At 67.3% G+C, this 16436-nt stretch carries 16 protein-coding genes; 6 read left to right on the plus strand and 10 right to left on the minus strand.

Annotation, left to right across the window (positions count from 1 at the left end):
- Window positions 1–2: 2 nt before the first annotated feature.
- The 4 genes from AC3RCC_RS21660 to AC3RCC_RS21675 form a co-directional block, all read right to left on the minus strand.
- A complete protein-coding gene (locus AC3RCC_RS21660) occupies window positions 3–1265 on the minus strand; it encodes a GTP cyclohydrolase II (RefSeq protein ID WP_291638296.1) in 1263 nt (420 codons plus the stop codon).
- Between the two features lie 243 nt (window positions 1266–1508).
- Window positions 1509–1670 carry a Thivi_2564 family membrane protein gene (locus tag AC3RCC_RS21665; protein WP_291638297.1) on the minus strand — a complete coding sequence of 54 codons (162 nt, stop codon included), beginning with the start codon at window positions 1668–1670 and terminating at the stop codon, window positions 1509–1511.
- Between the two features lie 257 nt (window positions 1671–1927).
- Entirely contained in the window at window positions 1928–4252 is a 2325-nt protein-coding gene (gene glyS / locus AC3RCC_RS21670; protein WP_492256553.1) for a glycine--tRNA ligase subunit beta, read from the minus strand.
- Window positions 4252–5160, minus strand: coding sequence for a glycine--tRNA ligase subunit alpha (locus AC3RCC_RS21675; protein ID WP_452116949.1), 909 nt, complete (start codon window positions 5158–5160; stop codon window positions 4252–4254). Before AC3RCC_RS21675 ends, glyS begins: the two co-directional genes overlap by 1 nt.
- Window positions 5161–5392: 232 nt before the next feature.
- On the opposite strand from AC3RCC_RS21675, the gene AC3RCC_RS21680 reads away from it, so the two are divergent.
- Window positions 5393–5686 (plus strand): hypothetical protein, encoded by a 294-nt coding sequence (locus AC3RCC_RS21680; protein WP_291638299.1) that lies wholly within the window; start codon window positions 5393–5395, stop codon window positions 5684–5686.
- A gap of 133 nt (window positions 5687–5819) precedes the next feature.
- Window positions 5820–6098, plus strand: a complete 279-nt coding sequence (locus AC3RCC_RS21685; RefSeq protein WP_492256554.1) for a hypothetical protein — start codon at window positions 5820–5822, stop codon at window positions 6096–6098.
- Here AC3RCC_RS21685 and AC3RCC_RS21690 read toward each other — a convergent pair whose 3' ends face one another.
- Both AC3RCC_RS21690 and AC3RCC_RS21695 read right to left on the minus strand, forming a co-directional pair.
- A complete protein-coding gene (locus AC3RCC_RS21690) occupies window positions 6099–6899 on the minus strand; it encodes a tRNA1(Val) (adenine(37)-N6)-methyltransferase (protein WP_492256555.1) in 801 nt (266 codons plus the stop codon).
- Window positions 6900–6905: 6 nt separating this feature from the next.
- Window positions 6906–7238, minus strand: coding sequence for a putative signal transducing protein (locus tag AC3RCC_RS21695; protein ID WP_465247146.1), 333 nt, complete (start codon window positions 7236–7238; stop codon window positions 6906–6908).
- Between the two features lie 78 nt (window positions 7239–7316).
- Between AC3RCC_RS21695 and AC3RCC_RS21700 the strand changes: the two genes are divergently transcribed.
- Together AC3RCC_RS21700 and AC3RCC_RS21705 are read left to right on the plus strand one after the other, a co-directional pair.
- Window positions 7317–8333: a polyprenyl synthetase family protein gene (locus AC3RCC_RS21700; protein ID WP_291645014.1), complete on the plus strand. Its 1017-nt coding sequence runs from the start codon at window positions 7317–7319 to the stop codon at window positions 8331–8333.
- Window positions 8330–8941 (plus strand): ADP-ribose pyrophosphatase, encoded by a 612-nt coding sequence (locus AC3RCC_RS21705; protein ID WP_492256556.1) that lies wholly within the window; start codon window positions 8330–8332, stop codon window positions 8939–8941. Before AC3RCC_RS21700 ends, AC3RCC_RS21705 begins: the two co-directional genes overlap by 4 nt.
- 17 nt (window positions 8942–8958) lie before the next feature.
- On the opposite strand, the gene AC3RCC_RS21710 is transcribed toward AC3RCC_RS21705, so the two are convergent.
- From AC3RCC_RS21710 to AC3RCC_RS21725, 4 genes are all read right to left on the minus strand, one after another.
- Complete coding sequence (locus tag AC3RCC_RS21710) at window positions 8959–9843, minus strand: 4-(cytidine 5'-diphospho)-2-C-methyl-D-erythritol kinase (RefSeq protein ID WP_492256557.1); 885 nt, start codon at window positions 9841–9843, stop codon at window positions 8959–8961.
- A 3-nt stretch (window positions 9844–9846) separates the two neighbouring features.
- Window positions 9847–11619, minus strand: coding sequence for a tetratricopeptide repeat protein (locus AC3RCC_RS21715; protein ID WP_492256558.1), 1773 nt, complete (start codon window positions 11617–11619; stop codon window positions 9847–9849).
- Between the two features lie 142 nt (window positions 11620–11761).
- Window positions 11762–12100 (minus strand): hypothetical protein, encoded by a 339-nt coding sequence (locus AC3RCC_RS21720; RefSeq protein ID WP_492256559.1) that lies wholly within the window; start codon window positions 12098–12100, stop codon window positions 11762–11764.
- A 21-nt stretch (window positions 12101–12121) separates the two neighbouring features.
- Window positions 12122–13801, minus strand: coding sequence for an electron transfer flavoprotein-ubiquinone oxidoreductase (locus tag AC3RCC_RS21725; RefSeq protein ID WP_492256560.1), 1680 nt, complete (start codon window positions 13799–13801; stop codon window positions 12122–12124).
- 269 nt (window positions 13802–14070) lie between these two features.
- On the opposite strand from AC3RCC_RS21725, the gene AC3RCC_RS21730 reads away from it, so the two are divergent.
- Window positions 14071–14853, plus strand: a complete 783-nt coding sequence (locus tag AC3RCC_RS21730; protein WP_492256561.1) for a uracil-DNA glycosylase — start codon at window positions 14071–14073, stop codon at window positions 14851–14853.
- A 141-nt stretch (window positions 14854–14994) separates the two neighbouring features.
- Complete coding sequence (locus tag AC3RCC_RS21735) at window positions 14995–16425, plus strand: cytochrome ubiquinol oxidase subunit I (RefSeq protein ID WP_291638308.1); 1431 nt, start codon at window positions 14995–14997, stop codon at window positions 16423–16425.
- The last annotated feature ends 11 nt before the right edge of the window (window positions 16426–16436 follow it).

The following is a 16436-nucleotide window of genomic DNA, read 5'->3' on the forward strand; positions in this document are numbered from 1 at the left end:
ACTCAGAACTTCTCGAGGTCGCGGCCGACCGTGGATTTCAGCGCGTTGTCGCCGGGCGCGCCGTCCGGCGAATAATAGCCCGCCGCCTTCTTGGCCTCGATCTCGACGGAGGCGTCGGGAGGGATCAGCTCGGGCGGGATCGCAACGCGCTCGCCGATCTCGATGCCGCTCTCGACCATGGCGTCATACTTCATGTTGGACATCGACATCAGCCGGTCGATCTTCCTGACGCCAAGCCAGTGCAGCACATCCGGCATCAATTGCTGGAAGCGGGCATCCTGCACGCCGGCGACGCATTCGGTGCGCTCGAAATAAGTCGCGGCGGAATCGCCGCCCTCCTGACGCTTGCGGGCGTTGTAGACGAGAAACTTGGTGACCTCGCCGAGCGCCCTGCCCTCCTTGCGGTTGTAGACGATCAGGCCGACGCCGCCGCCCTGCGCCTCCTTCACCGCCTCCTCGATGCCATGCACGAGATAAGGCCGGCAGGTGCAGATGTCGGAGCCGAAGACATCGGAGCCGTTGCACTCGTCATGGACGCGGCAGGCGAGCTTGCGCCGGGGATCGGCGATCGCCGCGACTTCGCCGATGACATAGGCGGTGATCGAGCCGATCGGCGGCAGAAAGACCTTGAGGTCGGGCCGCGTCACCAGTTCCGGATACATGCCACCGGTCTGCTCGAACAGGGTGCGGCGCAGCAGGTTCTCGCTGGTGCCGAAGCGCTCGGCGATGCCCGGCAGATGCCAGACCGGGTCGACAGCGATCTTGGTGACGCTGATGTCGCCGGAGCCGTGCAGGATATGGCCGTCGGCGGCGAGCCGGTGCCCGGCCATGGCGGCGAGGATCTCCGGCAGGTTGAGCCTCGCCTTGGTGACGGCGATGGTCGGGCGGATGTCGACGCCCTCGCCGATCCATTGGCCGAAATCCTGGGCGACGCGATGGCCGAACGGGTCGAGCGAGACGATTTTCCCGGGCTCGAACCATTGCGGCTGCGGCAGGATCTCGGCGGTCGGGTGGGTGTTGGTCAGGTCCGGCCGCTGTGCCGGATTCATGGCGCGGGCCGAGATCGCGAGCGCCCGATAAACCGAATAGGAGCCGCCATGGGCGCCGATGACATTGCGGTCGGCCGGGTTGGTGGTCGAGGCGATGACCGGGCCGCGCTCCTGCGGCGTCGCCGCGCCCCAATGGATCGGGAAACGGGCCGCGGCACCGCCGGGCTCGGGATGGGAGGTCAGTCGGATATGGCTCGTGCGGTTCTGCGACGTCATCGGCAGCTTCGCTTCTCGAATGGACAAGGGCCCCGTGACGCGCAGCGCCCGGGGCCCTTTTGGACCATTCGAAAGAGTGGATCAGCGCGATGCAACCGTCAATCGGCGGGTTCCGGCAGACTCCTGCGCCGCTCGCCGTCACGGCCGGCATTCTTCGGCCATCCACGCCGCGCCACGTTGTTGTCTGATCGACGCCTGTTCGTGGACACCCACCGCGAAGGCGGGAGTGACGGCGGCCCCCTACTAGAACACCGCGAGATAGCGCAGCAGCGAGATGATGCCGATGATGATGACGATGATCTGGAGGATGTTCTTGATGTTGCCGTCGAGCGGCAGCATCCGCACGAGATAAAGCACCAGGCCGATGACCAGCACGGTGATGAAAAGCGAAATCAAAAGACCCATGGCTCAAATCCTCTTATCGCGGCCGAAAGCCGGCCCCCCGAGGCACTGCTTGCCAGCCAATCGCAAGCATAGCACTCGGTAAGACAACGTGGAGCCTAGGGAAAAGGTTCCGAGAGGATCGCTGGCTTGGGCTTTAGACAAAGCACTTGATGCCGTCATGGTCGGGCTTGTCCCGACCATCCACGTCTTCGCTTCGCTGGTCCAAGACAGTGTCCAAGACGTGGATGCTCGCCACAAGGGCGAGCATGACGAGCGGCTTAACCCGCAATCCGCCCGAAATCTGCCACGGCGCGTGTCGCCTCGCGGAGCTGGTTCAGCAGCTTGAGGCGGTTGGCACGCAGCGCGGGATCGGGATCGTTGACCGTGACCTTGTCGAAGAAGGCGTCGACCGCCGGGCGCAGCTCGGCGAGCGCCGCCATGGCGCCCTCATAATCCTCGGCTGCGATGGCGGCTTCTGCCTTCGGCGTCGCCTGGGCGAGCGCGACGGCGAGCGCCTTCTCCTCGATCAGACCGGCAGCGGCGATCAGCTGGAGATCGGCGGCAGCAGCGAAAGCGCCCTCGCCATCCTTCTTCTCCTCGGCCTTGAGGATGTTGGCGGCGCGCTTGTAGCCGGCGAGCAGACTCTTGCCGTCCTCCGTTTCGAGGAAGCGACCGAGCGCAGCGACGCGGCGGGTGATCAGCAGGAGGTCGTCATTGCCCGACGCGCCCTCGCCCAGCACCGCATCGACCAGATCATGCCGCGCCCCCTGGTCGCGCAGCATCACTTTCAGGCGGTCGTGGAAGAAGGAGAGGAGGTCTAGCCCTTGACGCCGCAGATTAAGCCAAACGTCGTCATCCAGAGGCGGCAGCGGAACATGAGTGTGCTCTGACAGCCAATCGTCAAGCGTCTGCCCAGTTTCGTCGAGAGTTTTTCCAAGATCCGCCCAAAACTTAAACCTTGCAGCGACAGTATAGGCGAACGGCCCCAGAACCACCGCGTGCAGTAGTTCAGAAATATGCCGCGCCAGCGGCAGCCGCACCCCATTCTCCACCACCAGCCGGATCACGCCCAGAGCCGCGCGGCGCAGCGCATAGGGGTCCTTGCTGCCGGTCGGCTTCTCGTCGATCGCCCAGAAGCCAGTGAGCGTGTCGAGCTTGTCTGCGAGCGCCACGGCGACCGAGACCGGGTCGGAGGGGACGCGGTCGGAGGGGCCGAGCGGCTTGTAGTGTTCCTCGATCGCGGCGGCGACGCTAGCGTTCTCGCCCTGCAGTTCCGCGTATTTGCGGCCCATCAGCCCCTGCAATTCCGGGAACTCGCCGACCATCTCGGTCGGCAGATCGGCCTTGGCGAGTTTTGCCGCACGCTCGGCCTGCGCCGGATCGGCGCCGACGATCGGCGCCAGTTCCTTGGCCAGCGCGGCGATGCGCCGGACGCGCTGCCCTTGCGTGCCGAGCTTGGCGTGGAAGACGACGCCGAGCTTGTCGAGCTTGGCCATGCGCTGGTCGAGCGGCTTCGACAAATCGAGCCCGAGCGTCTCGGCGCTCTCCTTCAGCGTGTCGAGATCGGGCAGCGGGCCGCGATCGGTCGCCCAGAAATAGGCTGCGTCCGAGAGCCGGGCGCGCACGACGCGGCCATTGCCGGCGGTGATCGCCTGGCCGCCATCGCTGGCGACGAGGTTCGAGACCGGGATGAAGCGGTTCGCCAGCTGGCTCGTCGCGGGATCCCGCAGCACGAAACATTTCTGGTTGGCGCGGATGGTGGCGCGGATCGCCTCGCCGGGAATGTCGAGGAAGCGCTCCTCGAAGGAACCCATCAGCACGACCGGCCATTCGACCAGCCCGGCGACCTCCTCCAGCAGCCCCTCATCCTCGACCAGTTCGAGCCCGGCCGCGAAGGCGAGGTTCCGGGCGTCGGTGGCGATGATCTCCTTGCGGCGGTCGGCGTCGAGCACGACCTTCGCCCGCTCCAGGCTCGCGACATAGTCGTCGAAGCGGCGAACCGTGATCGGGCCGGGCGCGTGGAAGCGGTGGCCATAGGTGGTGTTGCCGGACGTGATGCCGTCGACCTCGAAGGCGACGATCTCCGGATCCTCGGTCTCTGCGCCGAAGGTGCAGAGGATCGAGTGCAGCGGACGGACCCAGCGCAGGCTGGCTCCGGCGGCCGAGGCCTTGCCCCAGCGCATCGATTTCGGCCAGGGGAAGGCGCGGATCACCGCCGGCACGATCTCGGCGATGGCCGCAATTGTCTCCTGCCCGGGCTTCTCGATGATCGCGACGTAAGAATCGCCCTTCTTCGGATCGCTGACGATGGTCGCTTCGTCGAGCGAGGCGAGGCCGGCAGCCTTGAGGAAGCCCTGCACCGCGGCGTCCGGCGCGCCGACGCGCGGCCCCTTGCGCTCCTCGCGGACATCGCGCCCGCGCACGGGGAGGCCAGCGACGGTGAGCGCCAGCCGGCGCGGCGTGGCGAAGGCTTTCGCGCCCTCATAGACCAGGCCGCGCTCGACCAGCGCATCGGTGACAAGCTTCTTCAGATCCTCCGCCGCCTTGCGCTGCATGCGGGCGGGGATCTCTTCCGAAAAGAGTTCGAGCAGGAGATCAGGCATCAGTTCGCTCCCCCGCCGGCGGTTTTCAGCCAGGCGGCGCCGCAGGCCTTGGCGAGCTCGCGCACGCGCAGGATATAGCTCTGGCGCTCGGTGACCGAGATCACGCCGCGCGCATCGAGCAGGTTGAAGACATGGCTCGCCTTGATGCACTGGTCATAGGCGGGCAGAGCGAGCTGGTGCCTGGCGCCGCCATCGGCCTCGCCGGCAGCGAGCAGCGCCTTGCACTCGGCTTCAGCGTCAGCGAAGTGGCGAAAGAGCATCTCGGTGTTGGCATGCTCGAAATTATGCCGCGAGAACTCCTGCTCGGCCTGCAGGAAGACGTCGCCATAGCTGACGCGATCCTCACCCTCGAGGCCGTTGAAGTTGAGATCGTAGACGTTCTCGACGCCCTGGACATACATCGCCAGGCGCTCGAGGCCATAGGTCAATTCACCGGCGACCGGCGCGCATTCGACGCCCGCCACCTGCTGGAAATAGGTGAACTGGCTGACTTCCATGCCGTCGCACCAGCACTCCCAGCCGAGCCCCCAGGCACCGAGCGTCGGGCTCTCCCAGTCGTCCTCGACGAAGCGGACATCGTGCAGGGCAAGGTCGACACCGATCGCCTTGAGCGAGTCGAGATAGAGCTGCTGCAGATCCGGCGGCGACGGCTTCAGGATGACCTGGAACTGGTAGTAATGCTGCAGCCGGTTGGGGTTCTCGCCATAGCGCCCGTCCTTCGGGCGGCGCGAAGGCTGGACATAGGCCGCGTTCCACGGCTTGGGACCCAGCGCGCGCAAGGTCGTCGCCGGATGGAAGGTGCCGGCCCCGACTTCCATGTCGTAGGGCTGGAGGATGACGCAGCCGCGTTCGGCCCAGAAGCGCTGCAAGGTCAGCAGCAGCCCCTGGAAGGAGCGGGTCGGGTTCATCGAAGCGGAGGGCGACGCGGCCAAGGGCTCAAGCCTTCGAAATTTCAGGAAACAGGCGGTGTGCTTAGGGTCTGGCGGCGCGGCTGGTCAAGCGCGGACGCATGAACCCCAGCTGAACCTCTACGAAAGGTCTGCGTTCATTAAGGCGTACCTAATATGCGAGTCATCGCGGTCCGCGGCGTTCGGGGCGAACGCTTGAGCCGGACCAGCGTCCAGCAGCAGGAGATTTGCGATGCTGTCCAACCGTCTTGCCGCCGCCATGCTCGGCGCCGGCGCCCTCCTTTCCGCGGCGCTGATCGCCGCTCCCGCCTCGGCAGCGCCGGTCGGCGCAGGTAGTGCGCCCGCCGCCAGCGCCAGCGCCGATGGCGGGTTGCTCCAGCAGGTCTGGCATTACGGCCGGCCGCATTACCGCCCGAGGCCGGGCTATTATGGCCGCCCGGTCTATCGGCCGCGCTGCTTCTATACCGATCGGCGCGTCTGGAACGGCTATCGCTGGGTGATCCGGCCGGTGCGCGTCTGCCGATAACCCGTCCGGAAAATGAAGGCCGGCTGAACGGCTCGCTCCGCCGCCGTTCAGCCGCCAGGCCGCAGATTGCCTCCCACAGCAACACGCGATTGCTCAGGCAGACGCCATCGACATCGCGAAGGAGGACCAGAACGTGCTGCGCAAACTGCTTCTCGGCGTTTCGGCCGCGGCTGCCCTCGGCGTCGCCGCCCTCGCCTCGACCATGCCGACCCCCGCCATGGCCCAGCCCTTCAGCGACGGCTACTATGCGGGGCCACGCTGGGGCGGCGGCTATGACCGGCCCTATTACGGCTATGGCCGTCCCGGCTACGGCTATGGCCGCCCCTATTACGGGCCGCGCTGCTTCTACCGCCCGGTGCGCTATTGGGATGGCTGGGGCTGGGTCGTGCGCGAGCGGCGCATCTGCCGCTGATCAGGCGAGATAGGCCTCGCCGCGATGGAGCGCCTCGCTCTGCGGGGTGAAACGGCCATCGGGCCCATTCAGAATCAAAGCCGGCAGTAAGACTGCCGGCTTTCTGCTGCCGAGCCGGGCCGAGACGATGACGCGGATCGCCGGGCGCTCGGCCAGCGCCTGCACCGGCCGAATCGCGACCTCGCCGAACCCCGTCGCCAGCGCGGCCAGGATCTCGCCCAGCGCTTCGGCGCGGTGGATGATCGTCACCCCGCCTCGCGGTCGTAGAGCCCGCCTTGCCGCCTTCAACCAGAGGGGCAGCGGCGTGTCGGCGACATGGGCGGCGCGCCGGTTCGGCACCGGTGAGGCCCGGGTCGCACCCGCTTCGAAGAACGGCGGATTCATCGCGACCCAGGCGGCCGAGCCGTCCGGCAGCCCTGCCAGCAAGGCGCCGTCCCCGCGCTCGCCGATCGCCGCGAGGACGACCCGGACGCGCTGATCGAGGCCGTTCAGGCCGGCATTGCGCGCCGCAAGCGCCGCGAGCTCCGGATCGCGTTCGACCAGCACGACCGAGAGTGCAGGCTGGCGTGTCGCGGCGGCGAGGCCGGCCGTGCCGACCCCGGCACCGAAATCGACAAGCGGCCCTTCCGCCAGCGCCGGCAGCGCGGCGGCCAGCAGAATCGCATCCGAACCGGCGCGGTGCCCCTTTTTCGGTTGCAGCAAGCGAAGCTGGCCGCCCAGCAGGCGATCTTCGCCGATCGCGCCGAGGCCGGGCAATATCTCAGCGGTCATACTCTCATAGGTCATGCTCTCACCGGTCATGGCATGTCATTCCGGTCGCAATTCGCCGCCAAAGCCGGCCTCGACCAGCAGGGCCCGGGCGCGCTTGCGATCGGCCTCGCGCACCAGCAGCCGGCGCGGAAAGGCGCCGATCATGCCTTCGAGCGCGCTGATGTGCTGATCGGCGATCAGGCAGTCCAGATTGGCCGAGGCCAGCAGCGCCTCGATGGCGCCGAGCAGGACGAGATCATTGGAGCGGACCAGTTCGTGCATGGCGCCATGGAGCCCGTGGCCGATAAGCCGCGCAAGCGCAAAATCGCCGCGCTGCGACACCAACGCACCAGATAGTGCGGCGCGACGGTGATTGCCGGGGCTGGTCACGCATGCGACGCTCGTGGCAAAGGGCATTGCAGCAAAGACAGGGCGCATCACCCGCGCCGGAAAAGTCGGAGTTTGAGCGTGGGCGTCGTCGTAGCCTTCGAGGACAAGGAAGCCGGCAAGGCCGGGATCGAGGCCCTGGTCGGCCTGACCCGCGCCGATATGGAACGCGTCAACGCGATGATCCTGTCGCGGACGGGCTCCCAGGTGACGATGATCCCGGAGGTCGCCAACCATCTGATCTCCTCGGGCGGCAAGCGTCTGCGCCCGATGCTGACGCTCGCGACGGCCGCGCTCTGCGGCTATGCCGGCGAGGGGCACGTCAAGCTCGCGGCCTCGGTCGAGTTCATGCACACCGCGACGCTGCTGCACGACGACGTCGTCGACGAGAGCGACATGCGCCGCGGCAAGGCCGCCGCCCGCATGCTCTGGGGCAATGAGGCGAGCGTGCTGGTCGGTGACTTCCTGCTCGGCCAGGCCTTCAAGATGATGGTCGAGGTCGGCTCGCTGCGCGCGCTCGACATCCTCTCGACCGCCGCGGCCGTCATCGCCGAGGGCGAGGTGATGCAGCTCGCCGCCGCCAAGAATACCGAGACGACCGAGGACGAATATCTCGCCGTGATCCGCGGCAAGACCGCCGAGCTCTTTGCCGCCGCCTGCGAGGTCGGGCCGGTGATCGCCGGCTCGCCCAAGGCCGATGCCGCGGCCTGCCGCAGCTACGGGCTCAATCTCGGCATCGCCTTCCAGCTGATCGACGACGCCCTCGATTATGGCGGCTCGTCCGGCGCGCTCGGCAAGAACACCGGCGACGATTTCCGCGAGGGCAAGATCACCTTGCCGGTGGTGCTCTCCTTCCGGCGCGGCGATGAGAGCGAGCGCGGCTTCTGGCGCCGCACTCTGCAGGAAGGCCAGATCGGCGAAGGCGATCTGGCAGAAGCGCAGGCGCTGATGCGCAAGCACCGGGCGATCGAGGACACGGTCGAGCGCGCCCGCCACTACGCCAAGATGGCCAAGGACGCGCTCGGCCTGTTCCCGCAATCGCCGATGAAGCAGGCGCTCAACGACGCCGTCGATTTCTGCGTGGCGCGGGCCCATTGAACGACGCTCCCGGAACGCCTTCCGGCAAGATGCAGGAACAGCCGGCCGAGATCGCCACGCTGTCATCCCGCCTCGTCTACGAGAATCGTTGGATGCGCGTGCGGGAGGACGAGATCCTCCGGCAGGACGGCTCCAGAGGAATCTACGGGGTCGTCGAGAAGACGGATTTCGTCGCCATCGTCGCCATCGAAGCGAATGGCGACCTGCATCTCGTCGAGCAGTATCGCTATCCGGTCGGAGGCCGTTTCTGGGAAATCCCACAGGGCTCCTGGGAGAACCTGCCGGAGGCCGACCCGCTCACCGTCGCCCGCGGCGAGTTGCGCGAGGAATGTGGGCTCGAGGCCGGCGAGATGATCCAGGCCGGCTATCTCTACGAATGCTATGGCTACTCGAACCAGGGCTGCCGCATCTTCCTGGCGCGGCAGCTCGCTGGGGTGCCGCGCCAGCTGGACCATGAGGAACAGGGCCTGGTCACGCGGCGCTTCTCCGCTGCCGAGGTGGCAGCGATGATCGAGAACGGCGCCATCAGAGACGCGACCACGGTCGCCGCAATCGGGCTTTTGACGCTCAAGGGCCTGCTGCCGGGCTTCGGGGCGACCGGCCGCTAGATCGCCGATGCGGACCGCTACCCAAGCACCGTCGGCCTGATCCACCAACCCGGCTGCCGGCGCGCGAGTGCCCTGGCCGCTGCCGCACTCGCCCGGCAATCATCGAACAGGGCAAAGCAGGTCGCGCCCGAGCCCGACATGCGTGCCAACCGGCATCCGGGCAAGGCGGCGAGCAGCGCCAGGACTTCGCCGATGACCGGCGCGACCGCCCTGGCTGGCGCCTCCAGATCATTGCCCGACACAGCCAGCGCGGTGGCGAAGGCCTCCTGCGAGGCCGCATGTTGGCCATTCAGCGCGAAGGCGCTCGCCCCTGCCGCATGCTCCTGCCCCCGCAGGAGACCGAGATCGCGGAACACCGCAGCTGTTTCCACCGCGACGCCCGGATTGACCAGCAGCGCGAACAGGCGCGGCAGTCGCAGCGGCGGGCCGAGCCGCTCGCCGATGCCCTGCATGATGCGCGTCTTCGCCGCGAGGCAGATCGGGACATCGGCGCCGATGCGCGCCGCGGCGGCATAGAGCACGGGCGCCTCCGCTGGCAGCCCATTCAGCCGCGCGAGCAGGCGCAACGCGGCGGCGGCATCGGCCGAGCCGCCGCCGATGCCGGATGCGACCGGCAGGCGCTTCACGAGCAGGAAACGGCCGGACCGCAGCCCCGGCACCTGATCGCGCAGGGCGTTTTCCGCCTTCAGCACCAGATTGTCGGCTGCCACCGAAAGCCCGGCAGCGAAGGGGCCGGAGATCGCGATCCCGCTCTCCGCGCCCGGCAGCAGCGTCAGCGCGTCGCCGACACCGGCGAAGGCGACGAGGCTGTCGAGTTCGTGGTAGCCGTCGGCACGCCGGCCGAGGATGCGCAGGCTGAGGTTGACCTTGGCCGGGGCGCGGGTGGTGAGACGAGCCTGCAAGGCTCAGCCGCCATCCTTCTTCGGCTCGGCGGCGCTCGCCGAGGGCGGCGCCTCGTCGAGCCCCTTCTCGATCTTGCGCAGGATCTTCTCCAGATCCTCCGGTTCCGGGCCGAGATCGCGGGCATGGTTCCACTGGAACCTCGCCTCGAGCGGGCGGCCGGTGCGCCAGTAGACGTCGCCGAGGTGGTCGTTGATCACCGGATCGGAGGGGCGCAACTCCATGGCGCGCTCAAGCTCGACCACGGCCTCGTCATAGCGGCCGAGCCGGTAATGCGCCCAGCCCAGCGAATCGATGATGTAGCCGTCGCGGGGCCGCAAATCGACGGCGCGGCGCAGCATGCCGAGCGCCTCGTCGAGCTTGAGGTTCCGGTCTACCAGCGAATAGCCGAGATAGTTGAGGACCAGCGCCCGCTCGCGGCCGAGGGCCTCCGGCATCAGCTCCAGCGCCTTGCGCAGATCGGCTTCCGCCTCCGGCCAGCGCTTGGTGCGCTCATAAGAGATGCCGCGCGAATAGAAGAGATCCCAATTCGAGCGGCCCGGAGAGGCCAGCTTGCCGATCGCCTTGTTGTAGGTGTCGGCCGCCTCCTCGAAGCGCTTGCGCGAGCGGTAGATGTTGCCGAGGGCGGAAATCGCCTCGACATCGTCCGGACGCGCCGCAATCAGCGCCTCCATATGCTTCACCGCCTCCTCGGTCTTGCCCTGCGTCTCGAGGCCGAGTCCGATCTGGATGTCGGCCACCGGACGCAAGGCGGAATTCTCCGGCATGCGCCGGTAGACATCGACCGCGTCCTCGCTCTGCTTGGCACGTTCGAGGATGTCGCCGAGCGTCAGCACGGCGAGATCATGGCTGGGGTCGAGATAGACCGCGAGCCTGAGGTAGAGCAGGGCCGTGGCTTCGTCACCCTGCAGGATTCCGGCGCTGGCCAGGCCATAGAGCACCTCGGCCGCGCCCTGCTGGGTGCTGGCGACGATGCGCGGCAGCGGCTCCTTGGCACCGACCTTGGCAAGCGCATCGCGCACCACGGGATGGTTGGGACGGACGCGCTGCTCGAATTCGTTGAGCGTCGCCAGCGCGGCCTCGCGATCGCCCGCCCGCGCCTGATGGCGCGCCCAGATATCGACCAGGCGCAGATTGGTCCGTTCGGCCTCATAGGCCGCCTTGAGCCGGCGGGTCGATTCGCTCTTGCGCCCGGCAATGTCGAGAATCAGCCCGGCATGAAAGTCGCGGAAGCGGTCGAAGGTCGATTCGCCGCGCAGCCGCTCCAGGGTATCCAGCGCACGCTTGGTGTCGCCCGAGCCGGAATAGGCCCAGGCCGCCAGCAATGTCGCGGTGATGTCGGCCGAGCGGCCGCGCCCGCCGCGCTGCAGCTGATTACGGGCAGTCGCGTAGGATTTCTGCTTCAGAGCCCGCACGCCGAGCGCCAGCTGCGCCAGGCCGTTCGAGGGATCGCGCTGCACCAATTTTTCGGCAGCGCGGAAGGTGTCGCCCATGGCTCCGTCGGCGAGGAAAGCCACGAAGCCCCGCTCGAGCAGATCGCTGTTCTGCGGATCATCCTTGATCGCCTCGCGCAGATAAGCGGATGCGGCGGCAAGGTCGCGCCCCGCACCTGCGACCACCGCCGCGAGATAATTGCCTTCGAGGCTTTCCGCCGCTTCGAACTTCTCGACGGGGCGCGCCTGAGCCTGCGCCGAAAATGGCACGCCGCTCTGCAGAAGCGCCAGGAAAGCCAGCGCCAACACGGCGCTGCGGCCGCGGCCGTCGCACTTGAACGTCACGTTTACCATTCTCCCTCGGTCCGCCCCTCGCCCGCCGCCGGGAGCATGTCCGTGGACTGGACCGTGACCTGATCGGTTAAGCGCGCAACATGGCTGTTTCCGGGCGGCCCGACAAGCCTGCCGCTGCATTGCAGAAGACGCGTCACGCTGACGTGAAAGGGCCGGCCGCGAGAAACCATCGGCATTCCCGACAGATTTCATGAAGAAATCGGGCGTAGTCTTTCGAGCTGTCGCGGCCTTTCGCGACGATTCGCTTGGGACAGTTCGAATGAAGAAGGTCTCGCTTGCGCTCGCGGCCGTCCTCGCTCTCGCCAGCCTCGCTGGCGGCTGCGCGACGCCTGCGCCCGAAAAAACCGCTCCGGTCATTCGCAAGGGCTGATTCGCGGGCCCGCCGCTGCTTCAAGGCCGCGCCGGTCCAGCCGGCGCGGCTTTTCTTGTGCTGGATGGAAAACTGCAGGATTCCATCCGCCGGAAGCGTCAAGCGCCCCGGAAATCGCGCGCTCTACATGTTGGAATAGTTCGGGCCGCCCGCCCCTTCCGGCACCGTCCAGGTGATGTTCTGGGCGGGGTCCTTGATGTCGCAGGTCTTGCAGTGCACGCAGTTCTGCGCGTTGATCACGAAGCGCGGCTCGGTCTTGGCCTCGGGATCGGCATAGACGACCTCGTAGACGCCGGCCGGGCAGTAGAGCCGCGCCGGCTCGCCATAGAGCGGCAGGTTCTGCAGCACCGGCACATTGGGATCGGTCAGCTTCAGATGGGCCGGCTGGTCCTCCTCGTGATTCGTCGCCGAGAGGAAGACCGAGGAGAGCTTGTCGAAGGAGATCTTGCCGTCGGGCTTCGGGTAGACGATCGGTGTGACCTCGCTGATCGGCTTCAGCGTAGCGTAGTCGGGCTTGCCATGCGCCATCGTGCCGAAGGGCGACCAGCCGAAGAGCTGGTTCAGCCACATGTCGATGCCGCCGAGCGCGACGCCGCCGAAGGTGCCGAGCTTCGACCAGAGCGGCTTGACGTTGCGCACCGGCTTGAGATCGCGCCCGATCTCGGAACCGCGCCAGCTCGCCTCGATCTCCGCGACCTCGTCATGGGCGCGGCCGGCAGCCAGCGCCGGCACGAGATGCTCCGCCGCCAGCATGCCGGACAGAATGGCGTTGTGGCTGCCCTTGATGCGCGGCACGTTGACGAAACCGGCGGCGCAGCCGAGCAGCGCCCCGCCCGGGAAGGTCAGCTTCGGCACGGACTGGAACCCGCCCTCGGTGATCGCGCGCGAGCCGTAGGAGAGCCGCTTGGCGCCCTCGAAGACGTCGCGGATCATCGGATGCGTCTTGAAGCGCTGGAACTCGTCGAAGGGCGAGAGCGTCGGGTTGGTATAGTTGAGATGGACGACGAAGCCGACCGAGACCAGATTGTCGTCGAAATGATAGAGGAAGGAGCCGCCGCCGGTCGACATGTCGAGCGGCCAGCCGAAGGAGTGCTGCACCAGCCCCTTCCTGAACTTCTCCGGCTTGACCTGCCAGATCTCCTTGAGGCCGATGCCGAATTTCTGCGGCTCGCGGCCCTCGTCGAGGGCGAAGCGCTTGATCGCGATCTTGGAGAGCGAGCCGCGGGCACCCTCGCCGAGCAGCGTATAGCGGCCGCGCAACTCCATGCCACGGGTGAAGCGGTCCGAGACGCTGCCGTCCTTGGCGATGCCCATGTCACCGGTGGCGATGCCGGCGACCGAACCATCCTCGTTGAACAGGAGCTCGGCGGCGGCGAAGCCCGGATAGATCTCGACCCCGAGCGCCTCGGCACGGGCGGCGAGATAGCGCGCGACCAGGCCGAGCGAACCGACGAAATTGCCGTGATTGTTCATCAGCTTCGGCATGGCGAAATTCGGCAGGCGAGCGCCGCCGGCCGGGCCGAGGAAATAGAAGACGTCCTCGCTGACCTGGGTGTGCAGCGGGCGGGCCTCATCCTCACGCCAGTCGGGCAGGAGCTTGTCGAGGCCGAGCGGATCGATCACCGCGCCGGAGAGGATATGGGCGCCTACCTCGGACCCCTTCTCGACCACGACGACCGAAACATTCTCGTCGAGCTGCTTCAGGCGGATAGCCGCAGCAAGCCCCGCGGGGCCGGCGCCGACGATGACGACGTCGTATTCCATGCTTTCGCGCGGGGTGCTCTGCGCTTCCTCGAGTGTCATTCTGCCCTCCGCCAACGGCCCGACCTGTCCCGATCCGCAGGATAGTTTATATGTGAACGATCATGAACGCCCGCGCAAGATCGGGCGGTATCGAGATTGGAAACCTTCTATCCGGGCGTAAGAGGCAATTTGCAACTGCGAAAGGCATGACGACGAGGTGGCCGTGAGACGCGCAGCCTGCCTGATCCGCCGGCCCCCGGCAGCATCGATGCGAGCAAGGGCGGCGGACGGGTCGCCTCGCCGCTACGATCCGTGCTAGCCACGACGCCATGTCGCCAGCCACGCCGCATCCCGCCGAAATCATCGCCTGGTATGCCGAAATGGGCGTATCCGAGGCGCTCGACGAGACGCCGCACAACCATTTCGCGGCGCCCCGGCCAGCGCCCCGCCCGGCTCTCGCACCGGTACCGGCGCCGCCGCTGCGCCATGCTGCCGCGGCGACCGCACCGGACGAGGCGGCTGTTTCGGCGCGGACTCTGGCGCGCGAGGCGCGGACGCTCGACGAACTCAAGGCCGCCATGGCCGGTTTCGAAGGCTGCGCGCTGAAGGCCACGGCCAAGAACCTGGTCTTCGCCGATGGCAATCCGGCGGCCCGGGTGATGCTGGTCGGCGAAGCGCCCGGCGCCGACGAGGACCGCGCCGGCCTGCCCTTCGTCGGCCGCTCCGGGCAATTGCTGGACCGGATGCTGGCAGCGATCGGGCTGACGCGGGCCGAGCAGGTCTACATCGCCAATCTCCTGCCCTGGCGGCCGCCGGGGAACCGCACGCCGACCCCGCAGGAGGTGGCGATCTGCCTGCCCTTCATCCAGCGCCAGATCGAGCTCGTCGATCCGGCCATCCTGGTCTGTGTCGGACGGCCCTCCTCGATGGCGCTGCTCGACGTCAAGAGCATCATGGCCGCGCGCGGGCGCTGGCTGGAATACGACAATGGTACGCGCACCATCCCTGCCCTGCCGATCCTGCACCCGGCCTATCTCTTGCGCAGCCCGCTCGACAAGCGCCTGGCCTGGCGCGATCTGCGGACCCTGAAGGTGGCGATCGACGCATTGTGACGCATCGCGACATCGCGACGCTGCGGCATCGTCGGGCGCTGCCCGCGCGTCTCGCCTTGATTAATCAGGTTTCTAAGTAGACCCTGTGGCCCGCAGGGTCTCGCGGCCTGATGTATCTGGCCGGATTACCGGAGCGACGCGATGGAAATCGACGCCTTACTGCTGTCCCGCATACAATTCGCCTTCACGATCTCATTCCACATCGTCTTCCCGGCCTTCACCATCGGCCTCTCCGCCTATATCGCGACGCTGCTCGGCCTCTGGCTGAAGACCGGCGACCAGAAATTCCACCTGCTCGCCCGGTTCTGGACCAAGATCTTCGCCGTCTCCTTCGCCATGGGCGTGGTTTCCGGCATCGTGCTCTCCTATCAGTTCGGCACGAACTGGAGCCGGTTCTCGGCCGTCACCGGCAATGTGCTGGGCCCGCTGATCGGCTACGAGGTGCTGAGCGCCTTCTTCCTGGAAGCCTCCTTCCTCGGCGTGCTGCTCTTCGGCTGGAAGCGGGTGCCGCCCTGGCTGCATTTCCTCTCGGCGGTGATCGTCGCCGGCGGCACGGCGCTGTCGGGCTTCTGGATCCTCTCGGCCAATAGCTGGATGCAGTATCCGGTCGGCCACGAGGTCCGCGACGGCATCGCCTATCCCGTCGACTGGATGAAGATCGTCTTCAGCCCTACCTTCCCGCTGCGCTACGCCCACATGATGACGGCGGCCTATCTCACCACCGCCTTCGTGGTGCTGGCGACCGGGGCGCGCCATCTGCTCGCCGGCCACCGCACCGAAGCGGCCAAGACCATGGTGCGGATGGCGATCCTGATGATCGCGCTGACGGCGCCACTGCAGGCCCTGATCGGCGACTTCCACGGCAAGCAGACCGCGATCTACCAGCCCGCCAAGCTCGCCGCGATCGAAGCGCACTGGGATTCCTCGAAGCCCGGCGCGCTCGTGCTCTTCGCCTGGCCCGACGAGAAGGCCGAGCTGAACCGCTTCGAGATCTCGATCCCCGGCGTCGCCAGCCTGCTCACCCATGGCAGCATGGACGCGCTGTTCCCGAGCCTGAAGGACTTCAAGGTCGAGGACAGGCCGCCGGTGCTGATCCCCTTCTTCGGCTTCCGACTGATGGTCGGGCTCGGCACGCTGATGATCCTGTTCGGCTGGGTCGGCGCCTGGCTCTGGTCGCGCGGCCGCATCTTCGAATCGCGACGCTGGCTCTGGATCGCCCAGTACACTTGGCCAGCCGGCTTCGTCGCCATCCTCGCCGGCTGGTTCGTCACCGAGGTCGGGCGCCAGCCCTGGGTCGCCACCGGCATCCTGCGCACCAAGGATGCGGTCTCGCCGATCACCACCGCCGAGGTCGCGATCTCGCTGGCGCTGTTCGTCTTCGTCTACTGCGTGGTGTTCACCGCCGGCATCCTCCTGATCAACCGCCTGATCGCCAAGGGACCCGACGAGATCAGCCCCGAGGATCCGCCCGAGCAGCCCTCGAAGCGGACATTGAAGGCGGCCCAGGGGCCTGCCTCCCATTTGTTCGGCGACGGCAAGCCCGGCGACGACAAGATCCAGCCGGCGCTCTGAGGAGAACCCAG

Source organism: Allobosea sp. GW823-FHT01F03 (assembly GCF_058798075.1).

Coding starts and splice junctions, on each gene's coding strand:
- AC3RCC_RS21660 (WP_291638296.1), bottom strand. CDS start 1,265: ATGACGTCGCAGAACCGCACGAGCCATATCCGACTGACCTCCCATCCC.
- AC3RCC_RS21665 (WP_291638297.1), bottom strand. CDS start 1,670: ATGGGTCTTTTGATTTCGCTTTTCATCACCGTGCTGGTCATCGGCCTG.
- glyS (WP_492256553.1), bottom strand. CDS start 4,252: ATGCCTGATCTCCTGCTCGAACTCTTTTCGGAAGAGATCCCCGCCCGC.
- AC3RCC_RS21675 (WP_452116949.1), bottom strand. CDS start 5,160: ATGAACCCGACCCGCTCCTTCCAGGGGCTGCTGCTGACCTTGCAGCGC.
- AC3RCC_RS21680 (WP_291638299.1), top strand. CDS start 5,393: ATGCTGTCCAACCGTCTTGCCGCCGCCATGCTCGGCGCCGGCGCCCTC.
- AC3RCC_RS21690 (WP_492256555.1), bottom strand. CDS start 6,899: ATGACCGGTGAGAGCATGACCTATGAGAGTATGACCGCTGAGATATTG.
- AC3RCC_RS21725 (WP_492256560.1), bottom strand. CDS start 13,801: ATGACACTCGAGGAAGCGCAGAGCACCCCGCGCGAAAGCATGGAATAC.
- AC3RCC_RS21730 (WP_492256561.1), top strand. CDS start 14,071: ATGTCGCCAGCCACGCCGCATCCCGCCGAAATCATCGCCTGGTATGCC.
- AC3RCC_RS21735 (WP_291638308.1), top strand. CDS start 14,995: ATGGAAATCGACGCCTTACTGCTGTCCCGCATACAATTCGCCTTCACG.